Source organism: Streptomyces sp. DSM 106670, assembly GCF_055792845.1.
The window spans coordinates 5,018,795-5,030,601 of the sequence record NZ_CM147704.1; the positions used below are offsets into that span (position 1 = coordinate 5,018,795).

17 protein-coding genes and 1 pseudogene are annotated in these 11,807 nt (G+C 69.8%); 8 read left to right on the top strand and 10 right to left on the bottom strand.

Going from position 1 to position 11,807, the window contains the following annotated elements; all coding sequences use genetic code 11:
• Window positions 1-189 precede the first annotated feature (189 nt).
• Together ACSMXR_RS22230 and ACSMXR_RS22235 are read left to right on the top strand one after the other, a co-directional pair.
• The gene (locus tag ACSMXR_RS22230; protein WP_473169761.1) at window positions 190-933 is read left to right on the top strand and encodes a hypothetical protein; all 744 of its coding nucleotides are present in this window, start codon (window positions 190-192) and stop codon (window positions 931-933) included.
• A 130-nt stretch (window positions 934-1,063) separates the two neighbouring features.
• Window positions 1,064-1,330 carry a hypothetical protein gene (locus ACSMXR_RS22235; protein ID WP_218525111.1) on the top strand — a complete coding sequence of 89 codons (267 nt, stop codon included), beginning with the start codon at window positions 1,064-1,066 and terminating at the stop codon, window positions 1,328-1,330.
• A 180-nt stretch (window positions 1,331-1,510) separates the two neighbouring features.
• Here ACSMXR_RS22235 and ACSMXR_RS22240 read toward each other — a convergent pair whose 3' ends face one another.
• The 6 genes and pseudogenes from ACSMXR_RS22240 to ACSMXR_RS22265 form a co-directional block, all read right to left on the bottom strand.
• Window positions 1,511-1,987, bottom strand: coding sequence for a hypothetical protein (locus ACSMXR_RS22240; RefSeq protein ID WP_381790482.1), 477 nt, complete (start codon window positions 1,985-1,987; stop codon window positions 1,511-1,513).
• Window positions 1,988-1,993: 6 nt separating this feature from the next.
• Window positions 1,994-2,074, bottom strand: a pseudogene (locus ACSMXR_RS22245) (DUF397 domain-containing protein); the annotation flags it as partial.
• A 120-nt stretch (window positions 2,075-2,194) separates the two neighbouring features.
• Window positions 2,195-3,025, bottom strand: coding sequence for a helix-turn-helix domain-containing protein (locus tag ACSMXR_RS22250; RefSeq protein ID WP_473169762.1), 831 nt, complete (start codon window positions 3,023-3,025; stop codon window positions 2,195-2,197).
• Window positions 3,022-3,516, bottom strand: coding sequence for a DUF6879 family protein (locus ACSMXR_RS22255; RefSeq protein ID WP_473169763.1), 495 nt, complete (start codon window positions 3,514-3,516; stop codon window positions 3,022-3,024). Before ACSMXR_RS22255 ends, ACSMXR_RS22250 begins: the two co-directional genes overlap by 4 nt.
• 263 nt (window positions 3,517-3,779) lie before the next feature.
• A complete protein-coding gene (locus ACSMXR_RS22260; RefSeq protein WP_364888391.1) occupies window positions 3,780-3,989 on the bottom strand; it encodes a DUF397 domain-containing protein in 210 nt (69 codons plus the stop codon).
• Complete coding sequence (locus tag ACSMXR_RS22265; RefSeq protein ID WP_473169764.1) at window positions 3,986-4,822, bottom strand: helix-turn-helix domain-containing protein; 837 nt, start codon at window positions 4,820-4,822, stop codon at window positions 3,986-3,988. The genes ACSMXR_RS22260 and ACSMXR_RS22265 overlap by 4 nt, the downstream gene beginning before the upstream one ends.
• Window positions 4,823-4,929: 107 nt before the next feature.
• On the opposite strand from ACSMXR_RS22265, the gene ACSMXR_RS22270 reads away from it, so the two are divergent.
• From ACSMXR_RS22270 to ACSMXR_RS22280, 3 genes are read left to right on the top strand one after another with little or no spacing between them, the layout of a single operon-like run.
• Window positions 4,930-5,190, top strand: a complete 261-nt coding sequence (locus ACSMXR_RS22270; protein WP_473169765.1) for a hypothetical protein — start codon at window positions 4,930-4,932, stop codon at window positions 5,188-5,190.
• On the top strand, window positions 5,187-5,597 hold the full coding sequence (locus ACSMXR_RS22275; protein WP_473169766.1) for a hypothetical protein: 411 nt from the start codon (window positions 5,187-5,189) through the stop codon (window positions 5,595-5,597). Before ACSMXR_RS22270 ends, ACSMXR_RS22275 begins: the two co-directional genes overlap by 4 nt.
• A gap of 5 nt (window positions 5,598-5,602) precedes the next feature.
• Window positions 5,603-6,037 (top strand): hypothetical protein, encoded by a 435-nt coding sequence (locus ACSMXR_RS22280; RefSeq protein ID WP_473169767.1) that lies wholly within the window; start codon window positions 5,603-5,605, stop codon window positions 6,035-6,037.
• On the opposite strand, the gene ACSMXR_RS22285 is transcribed toward ACSMXR_RS22280, so the two are convergent.
• Window positions 6,034-6,858, bottom strand: a complete 825-nt coding sequence (locus ACSMXR_RS22285) for an SDR family NAD(P)-dependent oxidoreductase (RefSeq protein WP_473169768.1) — start codon at window positions 6,856-6,858, stop codon at window positions 6,034-6,036. The two genes, ACSMXR_RS22280 and ACSMXR_RS22285, sit on opposite strands and share 4 nt — an antisense overlap.
• 223 nt (window positions 6,859-7,081) lie before the next feature.
• Between ACSMXR_RS22285 and ACSMXR_RS22290 the strand changes: the two genes are divergently transcribed.
• The gene (locus tag ACSMXR_RS22290; RefSeq protein WP_473169769.1) at window positions 7,082-8,194 is read left to right on the top strand and encodes an NYN domain-containing protein; all 1,113 of its coding nucleotides are present in this window, start codon (window positions 7,082-7,084) and stop codon (window positions 8,192-8,194) included.
• Between the two features lie 78 nt (window positions 8,195-8,272).
• Here the strand turns inward: ACSMXR_RS22290 and ACSMXR_RS22295 are convergent, their stop codons facing one another.
• Window positions 8,273-9,244 (bottom strand): alpha/beta hydrolase family protein, encoded by a 972-nt coding sequence (locus tag ACSMXR_RS22295; RefSeq protein WP_473169770.1) that lies wholly within the window; start codon window positions 9,242-9,244, stop codon window positions 8,273-8,275.
• A 190-nt stretch (window positions 9,245-9,434) separates the two neighbouring features.
• Between ACSMXR_RS22295 and ACSMXR_RS22300 the strand changes: the two genes are divergently transcribed.
• Window positions 9,435-10,019, top strand: coding sequence for a TetR/AcrR family transcriptional regulator (locus ACSMXR_RS22300; protein ID WP_137232505.1), 585 nt, complete (start codon window positions 9,435-9,437; stop codon window positions 10,017-10,019).
• Between the two features lie 60 nt (window positions 10,020-10,079).
• On the opposite strand, the gene ACSMXR_RS22305 is transcribed toward ACSMXR_RS22300, so the two are convergent.
• Window positions 10,080-10,508: a VOC family protein gene (locus ACSMXR_RS22305; protein WP_473169771.1), complete on the bottom strand. Its 429-nt coding sequence runs from the start codon at window positions 10,506-10,508 to the stop codon at window positions 10,080-10,082.
• Between the two features lie 115 nt (window positions 10,509-10,623).
• Here ACSMXR_RS22305 and ACSMXR_RS22310 point away from each other — a divergent pair, with 115 nt between their 5' ends.
• Window positions 10,624-11,253, top strand: a complete 630-nt coding sequence (locus ACSMXR_RS22310; protein ID WP_473169772.1) for a CGNR zinc finger domain-containing protein — start codon at window positions 10,624-10,626, stop codon at window positions 11,251-11,253.
• A gap of 5 nt (window positions 11,254-11,258) precedes the next feature.
• Here the strand turns inward: ACSMXR_RS22310 and ACSMXR_RS22315 are convergent, their stop codons facing one another.
• A complete protein-coding gene (locus ACSMXR_RS22315) occupies window positions 11,259-11,789 on the bottom strand; it encodes a hypothetical protein (protein ID WP_473169773.1) in 531 nt (176 codons plus the stop codon).
• Between the last annotated feature and the right edge of the window lie 18 nt (window positions 11,790-11,807).

An 11,807-nucleotide genomic window follows, 5' to 3' on the forward strand; every position in this document is an offset into this window, starting at 1 on the left:
TCCTCGATTGGAGAAACCTCCCAGGTTGTGCGGCGGCTCGGATTCGTCAGTTCCCGCTGGTTGACGCAAAGACCGATGACAACGTTGTATTTGGCGCAGCCCGCGTGACCAGTGGGTCACATGAGCCCTTCTGACCAGAGGGCCAAAGGGAGTACAGAAAACACATCATGGGGGATACGCATGCTTTCCATGCGTCGCAGAACGATAGGCCAGGCTCTGGTTACCGCGTCCGCGCTCGTCGCCGGAACGCTCGCCACCCTGACACCCGCCACGGCTGCCGAGCAGCCGTCTCCGCCGTCGGCTCAGGAATACCTTTCCTGGCTCGCCGAGCAGGACGATCCCGGGGCGGCCCGGACGGCCACAGAGTTCACGGCCCTGTCCGAGGCCGACCAGAAGAAGTTTCTCGCCTACTTGGTGGACAAGGAGGCCATGGCCGCTCTCGCCCAGGCCGCTACCGGTGACCTCGACGGCGATCCCGCCGACGAAACCGGCGGCCCGGTGCAACGCAAGCGTGCCGTGCTCGCCGGCGGCGACATCGAGGTCACCTCGGAGCAGGGGGTGAAGCCGGAGTCCCCCGACGGGCAGGCTTCCACCTTCGCCGCGGCTCAGGACTGGTCCTGCTGGTACAACGCGAAGCAGAAGGTGCTCGGGGTCACCATCACGAGCCTGAACTTCAAGCAGTGGTACCACTCCACCGGAACCAAGGTGGACAAGGTCTACAACGCGTCGGCCTCGCACACGAACTACAACGTCGGTGTGTCGATCAGCCACGAACCGGAGGAGCAGTGGATCTCCGCTGCCGGTAATGCCCTGGCCTATGTGACCTGGCACGGGAACATCATCTACAAGGGGTTCGGTGTGAGCCTGGACAAGCGCCACCATCTGCGGTGCGACGAGACCGGGCTCAGGTACCACTACCTCAAGAACGTCTAAGGAGTGCCCATGGCATCCACTGCTCGACGGCTCTGGTTGTTCGTCGGCGTGGCTTTGGCCACGCTGCTGGTGATAGGCGTCGTGGGTATGGCCCTCTGGGCTCAGCTCTGACATCGGAAAGGGAGACGGTATGCCGAACGCCATTGTCCAGGCGGCCTACTGGGGGGCACCCAGAAATTCCTCTGCGGCTTCTCCGGCCGCAGTCGCAGGCTGGGTGCTGCTGGTCCTCCTGGCGCAGGTGATCTTGGCTGCCGTCCCTCTCGCCGTGATTCTGGCGTTCACCAAGCTGCGGAACAATCGGCTTTCGGTGCGCCTGGGCGTGATCGTGTGGAGTATCGCGGTCACCGTCGCCATGTTGGTCATGGCCACAACGACAGGAGTGGCCGGATCCGCTTAGCGAAGAGGAGAACGTGGTCCCCGGCCCGCCGATCCGGTGCCGGGGATTACGTGCGTATGTAGCGGCGAACCGGGGACGCGATGATCGTCTACGCCCGGTTCGACCGGCGATCGGCGGACTGGGGCCGTGTCCCCGTTCGGCCACGCACGCGTCGTCGTGCGCGGTGCGGTCATGATTCGGTCATGATCCGGTCCGCCGCTGTGGGCAGGGCAGTTCGGGTGCGCTGCGGTTCGGGGAGCAGGTCACCAGGGCGACGGAGTGGAAGACCGTGCCGTTGAGGTAGTGGCCGAGGGACACGTCTCCGCCCCACGCGATCCGTTCGACCGCCGCCCTGACGAGCAGCACCAGCCTCGTCGCCTCCCGGTCCTGCGCGGAGGCGAACCGGGGTGCGAACTCGGTGAGTTGCCGCCCCAGCCACGCGCCGGCCTCCTTCGGCTCCTCCCAGGTGCCCCGAATCATCGAGGCCGGTTTCATGAGCCAGTGCGCCGTCTGGATCGGCGGTACGTCGGAGCCCGGGAACACGGCCACCGCCTCCCGGTACCGCTCGTGCACGTCCTGCTCACTGGTCGCCGTCGGCGCCTGGCCCGGTGGCCTGCGGATGCTCTCCTTGTCGAACGTCCGCTTCTCCCCGAGCCAGGCGTAACCGTGGTGGTGCACGGCGGCTCAGGCGGAGAGGTCGAAGCGGGCGGGGTCGATGCCCGCCGCATCCAGCTCGGCCGTCGTGAACCGCAACGGCTCGGCGTCGTCGATGGGGAGGTCGTACAAGTCGGTCATTGCTCGCGCCTTTCCCGGTCCGTGGCGGCCCCGAGGAGGCCGTCGACTGGTCGCATCGGCAGCAATGGTCTCCGAATGAGGACTCGGGTCCTAGCCGGTTTCCTGCTCGCGCAAAAACTCGTCCCGGATGCTTTCGAGCCGAGCGCGCATGTCGTCACCGGAAAGGGCGGATCTGCCGAACCCGTCGAACTTGTCGATGTACTGAGAAACATCCCTCGGGTCCGTCACCACGGTCTCTGCGTGAACCAACTCGACGGTCACCGTCCGGGTGTCCTTGATGGAAAAGGAGTGTCCGGGGAAATCGTGTTGAGGGACGGAAAGCGGTACGACGCGGATGTCGACGGAGGGCAGGCGGGAGGTCGAAATCATCCGGTCGATCTGTACCGCCATCGGAAGGGGAGGGAGAATCCGCCAGCGAAGAACAGGCTCGGTGACGATGAAACGGAATTCCTTTCCCTCCGCGTACAGGGCGGATTGTCGTGCCAGCCTGGCGCCGATGGTGCGCTCCAGCTGTATGGCCGGGAGGTTCTTGCGAGCGAATACGGCGCGTGCGTACTCGGGAGTCTGGAGCAGTCCGGGAACGAGCGAGGGCTGAAACAGGCGTAGCAAGGCTGTCCGGGACTCCAGGGCCTGGACCTGCTGCTGCTTGCGGCTGTAGCCCAGGCGGCGCACGAGCCGCCAGGCCGTGACCTCCGTGCCGGCCGCTCTCGCGGCCTCCATGTACTGCCCCTTGACGTCATCCGATACGCCTACGGCCGAAAGGATGCAGTCGACGTCCGTGATGCTCGGTATGACGTTCCCGGTCTCGATCTTGGAGAGCTTGGACCGGGACATGGCAGCGCCACGGGCAACCGCTTTGGCTTCCATACCGGAAGACTCCCGCAGTTCCCGCAGTGCTGCTCCGAGGTCGGACCTGTTCACTCGCCGTACTTCGCCCACCAGTCGGAGAACGGCACGGCCTGGGCCATGGCGGTGTCCCTGTACGCCAGGAGCCCGGAGACCTGATCGCCCTCGACGAGTTCGGAACCCAGGAAACGGCCTTCGCCGTCGTATTCCATGACCCCGGCGACCTGCTCATCGAATAGCCAGAAGTCCGGCGCTTCCGGCATGGGGTGCTCTCGATCGGTCACGTCCAGGATGAAGAACTCTTCCCCGGCCGTCATGTTCGTCGTGTAGCCCCAGCCCAGTTCGTACCGCAGATAGGGCGTGAGCGGGCGTGATACCACGTGCACGCGGTACATCCTCCGTCCGGCGTCGACATGCTTGCGTACCTCGTCGAGCCAGTCGGAGTTGTAGCCCTGAGGCTTCGGCTGCGCGTCGAGGAACAGCCGGTAAGCATCCGCGTTGCCTGACCGGCCGTAATCGTCGAGCGTTTCCAGCCGGAACGCCTCGTGCGTGAAGTCGTCGAACATGTCTCCCAAAGTCTTAGGCACTTGGCTGCTCTCCGGACGCTTTGCGGATCAGTTCCATGGTGATCTCGACGAGGGTTTCGTGGGCCGGAATCGTCAGCCCATGGCCGGTGGTGATGTTTCTCCCGATCGTTCCGGTCTGCGGAGCCGGGAGCAAGACCTTCTGGTTTCCGGAACGGGAAACCGGGACGCTGCTCGCTGCTCGGGCACCAGCAAGCCCCACCGTGCCTGCACGGTGGGGCTGTTGTTCTGTCGGCTCGCGTGGCTCAGGCGGTGCCGAAGTCTCCGGCGCGGACGCCCGCCACGAAGGTGGTGAACGCGGTGGCGGGGATGGTGAGGGCCGGGCCGGTCGGGTTCTTGGAGTCGCGGACGGGGACGATGCCGTGCGGGGCGGCGAGGTTGGTGGCGACCTCGACGCACGCGCCGCCGTTTTCGCTGTAGGAGGACGTGAACCAACGGGGGGTCTCGGTTGTCACGGGGTGCCCTTTCGCAACTGCCTGAACATGTCTACGGACGCGGCCTGGGAGGGGGCCAAGGCCTGCATCTGATGGTAGGCCGTCAGATGCTGCACCACCGAGCCACTTTCGCGCTCCAGATAGCCCTGTTGCGCCGACTTCGCGTACGACATGAGCGAGCGGTCCGGCAGGGTCAGGATGTAGAGCGGCAGGCTGAACGGGCGGTGCTCTCCCATGGTGAACGGCACCACCTGGATCACGGTGTTGGGCTGCTCGGCGAACTCGATGAGGCGGTCCATCTGCGCCTTCATGACCTCCGGCCCGCCGACCGGCCGGAGGAGGCAGCTCTCGTCCAGCAGCGCGAAGACCAGCGGCGGCTTCTCCCGGACCAGGGCCGCCTGGCGTTCCGCGACCAGAGCGACCCGCTCCTGGGCCTGGTCCGCGGTGATCACCTGCCGCCTGATGACGCTGTCCGCCAGGACCGTCGCGTACTCCGGGGTCTGGAGCAGCCCCGGGATGACGCCGACCTCGTACAGCCGGATCTCCGCCGCCCGGCGCTCGTAGTTGAGGAACTCCGGGAAGCCCTCCAGCAGACTGCCGTGCTTGATCTGGCTCAGCTCGCGCTCGAACGACGCCTCGGTTCCGGTGAGGCCCAGCGCCCGGTCCGTACTACGCGAAAAGCGCAAGGTCGCGAGTTTGCGACCAGTTTCCACGGACGAGATGTGCGTGCTGGAGTAGCCGTTGTGGCTGCCCAGCTCCTCCTGCGTCCAGCCCCGCTTCTCCCGTAACTCGCGCAGACGTGCACCGTAGGCCGCCTGCGCGGAGCTTTCCGGGTTCAGTTCCTTGACGTTCACGGACCCCGCCCCGATCTTCCGTGCCGAATAGGCAAGTTGAATGGCTCCTCACGGTAGGTCACGCTGAATCGCCCCGGTAGTCATACGGCTACAGAGAGGAGCGATAGGTGTACGGCGAGAACGTTTGCCCGAATGCGCAGCAGCCTCCCGAACTCCCGGCCCTCGGCGCGCTCATGGTGGACGCCGGGCACGGTGACCGTGTGGGCGAGTTCCGTGGGGTCGCCGGCGCCCGCTGGTCGCTGCGGCCCGTGGGTGGCGGGGTCGAGTGGGAGGCCGAGCCGCGCCGGGTCCGGCCCGCGCTCCTCATAGAGCAGCTTCGGGCCAGGACCGCCCGGCTCAACGCCCGCAGCCGGGGTGAGGTCCTGTGAACACCCGGCAGCGGCACGCCACTTGGTACGTCGCCGAGAGTCATGGCGGCGACGCGGCGCGGTCCGTCCGGCTCGGCGGGGTCCTCGTACCGACGCGGCGGCTGGCGCTGCGCTGGCTGCGGCGGCAGGCCCGGCGCTTCGCGGACGCGCTCGATCCGGACCCGTACGCCCCGTGGGTTCCGGGCCGGGCGCTGTACCCGGTCGGCGCGGCCGGCCGGCGCGACGCACCGGCCGAACTCCGTTCCTGGGTAATCAGTTTCCGTGAGCACGACTACGCGCTGGGGCGGCTCGCGGACGGGCTGCCGTACGAGTTCGTCGCCCGGGACGCCACGGCCTGGTACGGGCTCGTCATGCGCCCGCTGGTCGCCGCCGCCCGTACCCCCTCCCCTTCTCACCGGCAAGGATGAGCGCCATGTTGCAGTGCACCGCCTTCACCGAACTCCCCGAGATGGGCGCGCGGGTCGCGCTCATGGGCCTGGAGGATGAGCCCGGCGAGGCGACGGAAGCCCCCGAACTGGACGAGTTCCTGCTGTGCGAGCTCGGCGAGCACGAGGAGGGGGTCGAACACGCGGCCCAGCTCCCGTCGGTGTCGGCTTCCGGCGGGCGTGACCTGTGGATGTTCTGGAGCGAGGGCGACGGACGCCGGAAGTTCCGGTTCAAGGAACTGCTGCCGTGCCCGGCCGTCATCCACCGGCTGTCCGTCAAGGACGGCGAAGCCTGCGTGCTGTACGACCGGCACCCGGCCGCGCACTCCTGGGACGTCACGGATCCGCTCGCCGATCTGATGGCGGAGCGGATCCGGGAGGACGTACGGCGCGACCGGGAGGGCGGCGGGGCCTCCTCCTAGGGCCTGTCCGGCGTGCAGAGGGTCCTGGTCAGCGCCATCAGCCGCTGCCGGGCCCCGGTGTCGTACGCCTGCTCATGGGCCCGGGCATCGGTGAACTGGTCGAAGTAGCGGCCGGTGGTCGTCTCCAGATCCGGATGGAGGAGCAGCCGCACCGTCGGCCGTACGCCTTCGTCGACCGTGGTCGCAGGGGTCAGGCCGTAGGCACGGACCCCGCCGGTGTCCATCAGGTGGGCGGGATGAAGCGCGTTGACGGTGACGCCGGTGCCGTCCAGTTCTGCGGCCAGCTCGAAGGTGGCCATGATCAGGGCGAGTTTGCTCCTGCAGTAGGCGCGCAGCCCTTCATAGCCCAGCTCCAGCATGACGTCGTCGAAGTCGATGGCCTCCTGCCCGATCGAAGCGATGTTTACCACGCGGGCCGGAGCCGAGTCGGTCAGCAGCGGCAGCAGGCCGCGGGCGAGTGCGTAGGGGGCGAGGTGGTTGACCGCGAAGCGCAGTTCGTGGCCCTGCCGGCTGAGCTGCCGCACGTGCGGATCGGGGCCGCCGCCGACGACGGCGTTGTTCACCAGAGCGTCGAGCCGCGGTTCGGCCTCACGGATCCGCGCCGCGAGCGCGTGTATCTGGTCGAGGTCGGCAAGATCGGCGAGATACGTGCGTACGGTCGCATCCGGCGCGGCAGCCCGCACCTCGGCCGCGACGGCGTCCAGCCGGGCCCGGTCGCGGCCGTGCAACAGGACGGTCTGGCCACGGGCGGCCAGGTCGAATGCGATGCCGCGGCCCAGCCCCTGCGTGGCCCCGGTGATCAATGTCGTGCGTCGGTTCATGGCATCAGCCTGGCAGCGCCTCACCGAAACACCGGGGAGTGCGTTGACCCTGGTGTTCCCGCCACCAGGCAACCGGCCTCGCCGTGGTCCGAGAGAGAGGCCGCCGGACAGGTCTCGGGATATCTGCCGATCGGCAGATGTACGCAGGGGGCCCCGCGCGACAGCCTTGGTCTTCCGACGGCAGATGCGGATGCAGATGCCGCAAGACCAGGGGGAGTTCGTCATGTCCGACACCGTCACCGAGACGTCCGCCGAGGCCTCGGGAAGGGCCGCCCCGGACTCCGGGCCACGGCGTCGCCGCTGGTGGTCCCGGTGGCCGGACCTGGCCGGGTATCTGGCGGTCGCGTGGTCCGCACTCTACGGGACGGCGGCGCTGTACTGGGCCCTGGGCGGCGGCGGTTACCCCTTTCGGCGGGTCGACGAGGACCGTTCGTCGGGGTCGATCCTGGAGCCGAGCCGGGCCGAGGCGGTCGCCCCGGTGCTGGCCGTGTTCTGCGCCCTCGGTGTGGTCGCCGGACTGCTGATGGTGCGGAAGCTCGGCACCGGCCGGGTCCGCACGGCCCTGCTCGGCTACGGGTGGGTGGCCGGAATCGCCCTGACCCTCCTGATCCCCGACTACTCGCTGCTCGGCCTGCTGGCCTTCTCGCCGGTGCTGCTCGTGTTCGTCTTCACCGGGGTGCCGGGGCCGCAGGACATGGGCGACATCCTGTACTGGCACCGCGGGAACCTGATGATCGTCTTCATCGGCGGGCTGCTGTGGGTCGCCGCGACGCTCGCGTACCAGCGGCGCACCGGCGGGCGGTGCGTCCACTGCGGCCGGGCCCCGCACGGATCGGGACGGCGGAGTGACCCCGTCAGGCTGCGGACCTGGGGGCGTCGGGCGGTCTGGGTGGCCGTGCTCTCGACCCTCCCGTACGACATCACCCGTATCGCCTGGTATTTCGACGTGCCGCTCGGCATCACCGACGCGTTCCTGAAGGAGATGCGGGACACGCCGAACATGCTGGAGATCGGGCTCGGGCTGGGCGTGGTGTCGACCCTGGGCAGCCTGCTGATGCACGGGCTGATCGCCAGGTGGGGCGAGGTGTGGCCCCGTTGGGTGTGGTGGAGGAAGGGGCGGACGATCCATCCGGCGACCGCCGTCGTGCCGGCCGGGTTCGTCGCGGTGGTGCTCATTCCGGGCGGCCTGATGGCGGTGCGCGGCTTCGAGGCCGCCTCGTGGGGGATCACGGGGCCCGCGATCCTCTGGGTGGTGTGGGGCGCCGCGCTCGGCGCCGCCACCTTTCTGTACTACCTGCGCCGCCGGGGCGTCTGCGGCAGCTGCGGGCAGGGGTGAGGTCGAGGCCCGGCCCCGGTACGAGGTGCTGCCCGCCGCCCTGCGCGGCGAGCTGCACCTCGTACCGTCGCCCCGTCCTCATCCCTCCTTCGACTCGACCCGGCCGAACGCGTCCGGGCCCGACGTCAGCGCCTCGCGGGCCGTCTGCCAGTCGGTGTCGTCCGCGTACAGCCGGCTGCGCAGATAGGCCCAGCTGAGACGCGCGAGCGCGGCCACCCGCGCCGGGCTCTCGTCGGTCGTCTCGGCGACGTCGTATCCGGAGATCCCGCCGAGTCCGTGCTCCGCGCCGAAGAGGGTGAGCAGGGTCTTGGGGCCGGGGGAGAGGGTGTAGGGGTCGGTGTGCCAGGCCGGGCCCCGGACCGTCAGATGGGTGGATCCGTCCTTCTCGCCGTTGACCACGAGCGTGGGTGTCGCCATCCGGGAGAAGTCCGTGGTGGTCAGGAAGGGCAGCATCTCGGCCATGGCCGGTACGAGGGCGTCGCCGCCCCGGCCGGGCCCGGCCAGCAGGACGCCCGCGCCGATCCGGGAATCGGCCAGGTCCACCTCCGTACCGTCGTCCGGATCGGTGAGGCGCGCGCCCAGCAGGAGGCTCGCGGTGTGGCCGCCCATGGAGTGTCCGGCGACGGCGATCCGGTCCCGGTCCAGGCGGCCGGCGAGGCCGGGCACCGCCGCCTCGATCTCGTCGAGCCGGTCGATGAGGCGCGAGATGTCCTCGGCCCGGGAGCGCCAGTGCATGGGCGCGCCGGGGGTGTCGGCCGGCAGCTTCAGCGTCGTCGAGCTGAGGTGGGTCGGCTGGATCACGGCGAACCCGTGCGCCGCCCAGAAGCTGACGAGCGGTGCGTAGCCGTTGAGCGAGGAGAGGTTGTTGGAGAAGCCCTGGCCGTGCGAGAGCAGGATGACCGGAAGCCTGCCCTCTCCGGTCAGGGGTACGGAGACGCGGACCTGGAGGTCCACGGCCCGGTCGGGGGCGGGCAGCGTCACCGGGGCGACGGACAGGACGGGGGAGGCGGGCCCGAAGGCATGGGTGGTGCGGGGTGTCGGCGTGCTCATGGGGGAGAGAGTTCCTTCCCGGGGGTCCCTGCCACGGGTCCGAACGGGGACGGGGCAGGGGAGGTGGAAGCGTCCGGCTTCGGCTAAAGTGAAGCGGAGCGTTGTTCCATTTACGATACGGAGCACTGTTCCGCTTTGTCAACGGCTCGCTGTGCGGTGCCGGCGGAACGGGCGAGGAAAGGGGTGTGCGGTGGCTGCCGCCGATGAAGCCGCAGGGGCGTCGGCCCGACCCAGGAGGGCCGACGCGGTACGCAATCAGCAGACGCTGCTCGCCGCCGCCTCCGAGGTCTTCGTGGCCTCCGGGGTCGACGCGCCGATCCGCGAGATCGCCAAGAAGGCCGGCGTCGGCATGGGCACGATCTACCGGCACTTCCCGACCCGGGCGGACCTGGTGGTGGCCGTCTACCGCCACCAGGTCGAGGCCTGCGCCGAGGCGGGCCCGGCGCTGCTGGCCGAGGAGGAGTCGCCGTTCGTCGCGCTGGAGAAGTGGGTGGACCTCTTCGTCGACTTCCTGGTCACGAAGCACGGGCTCGCCGACGCGCTGCGCTCCGACAGCGGCGGCTTCGAGGCGCTGCACGCCTACTTCCTCGACCGGCTGGTGCCCGTCTGCGGGCAGTTGCTCGACGCGGCGGTCGCGGCGGGAGAGGCCCGGCCCGGCATCGAGCCGTACGAGCTGATGCGGGGCGTCGGGAACCTCTGCGTCGGGCGGGACGACGATCCGCGCTACGACCCGCGCCGGCTGGTGGAGCTGCTGCTGCGCGGGCTGCGGCCCTGAAGCCTGTCGTCGTGGCTGCTCGGTGGTGACGCTCGTCGTGGTCGCTCGGTGGTGGCGGGGTCAGTTCAGGCAGAACTCGTTGTCCTCGGGGTCCGTCATGACGATCCAGCTCCCGCCCTGCTCGTCGACCGTACGCAGCACCCGCGCGCCCAGTCCCACCAGCCGGTCCGCCTCCGCGTCGCGCTGCCCCGGCGCGGAGTGCACATCGATGTGGAGGCGGTTCTTGACCGTCTTCGGCTCCGGCACCCGCTGGAACAGCAGCCGCCGCCCCTGACCCGTACCGCTGACCTCGTCGTACGGGTCGTCGGGATGCCGGGCCGCCGCGAGGTCGAGCCAGGCGCGGCGGCCGTGGGCGTGGGTCGTGATGGCCTCGGGCACGGCTCCGGCCGCGAGCAGCCGCTCGACGAGCGGGCTGTTGTCCTCGATCAGGTAGCCCAGGGCCTGCGCCCAGAATCCGGCCTGCGCGTGCGGGTCGGCGCTGTCGATCACGAGCTTCCAGGATAGGGGCTGTGGCCGGGGCTGGGGCTCTGTCTGTGCCTGTGCCTGTGGCGGTGTCTGTGCCTGTGGCGGTGTCTGCGTCATGGAAACCGTTTATAGTGGTTACATGAGTGAAAAGGCAACGGACGCGCCGGGGTTGCTGCTGCGGCATCCGGACGGCAGTTCGTTCCGGTTCGATCCGGGCGCGCTGTGTCTGGAGCTGCTGCCGACCGGCGGCCCGGGCCCGCTGGCGTACTTCGAGGTGCTGCGCGAACCGGCCGATCTGGTGCGCTGGGCGGAGGAGAGCCGGCTGCCCGACGGGCTCGCTGCCGGAGTGGGCCACGGGCTTGCGGTGACCAGGGCCGAGGTGGCGGACGCGCGTGCTCTGCGCGATGCGCTCTGGCGGCTGACGGAGGGGCACGTGCGCGGTGCGCCGCCCGGCCCGGACGACCTCGCCACCCTCAACGACGCGGCGGCGCACCCGCCGCTGACGGCCCGGCTGACCGCGGACGGCGGCCGGGCCTGGGCTCCGGGGAGTACCGGGACCGGGCTGCTGTCCACCGTCGCCCGTGATGCGGTCGACCTGTTCACCGGGGCGCACGCCCACCGGATCCGTACCTGCGGCGCGCACGACTGCCGCCTGCTGTTCGTCGACACCTCACGCCCCGGCAAGCGCCGCTGGTGCTCGATGGAGCGCTGCGGCAACCGCGCCAAGGTCCGGGCCCACCGCGCCCGGCTCACCGCCGCCGACGAGTGAGGCTCTTACGCCTCGCGCGGGGGAGGGGCGGGGCAGGCCGGGCAGGCCAGGTATTGGTGCCGGTCGATCGCGGCGAGCAGGCGCGCGGCGGCCGTGCGTACGGCTTGCGCGCCGGGTGTGTCCGCTGAGCCCGGCGCTTCCGGTGCGCCCGGCACATCCGGTGCTTCAGGTGCGGCGGCCAGGCGGGCGGCCGTGGCGCGGCCCGCCGCCACCGCGTCGTGCGCCGCGCGGGTCCACGCCGGGTGCTCCGCGTTTCCGGCGGCCAGGATCGTGGCGAGCAGGTCCAGGACGCCCGCCCGGTCCCGGACCGTGTCCGTCGCCGCCAGCTCCCAGAGGAACGGCACCGTCGCCGCCGTCGAGTCGAAGACGGGCGGGGTGCCGATCCACCGTTCCAGATCGCTCAGGGCCTCGTCCGAGGTCGGCGCGTCCCCCCAGGCGATCCGCGACAGCACGCCGGGAACCTGGGACGCGGAGCCGTACGCGTGCTGCAGCTCGTGCCACCGCACGTTCCTCATGGCCCCCAGCACAGTCCCCATCCGGGCACTCAATCAGCC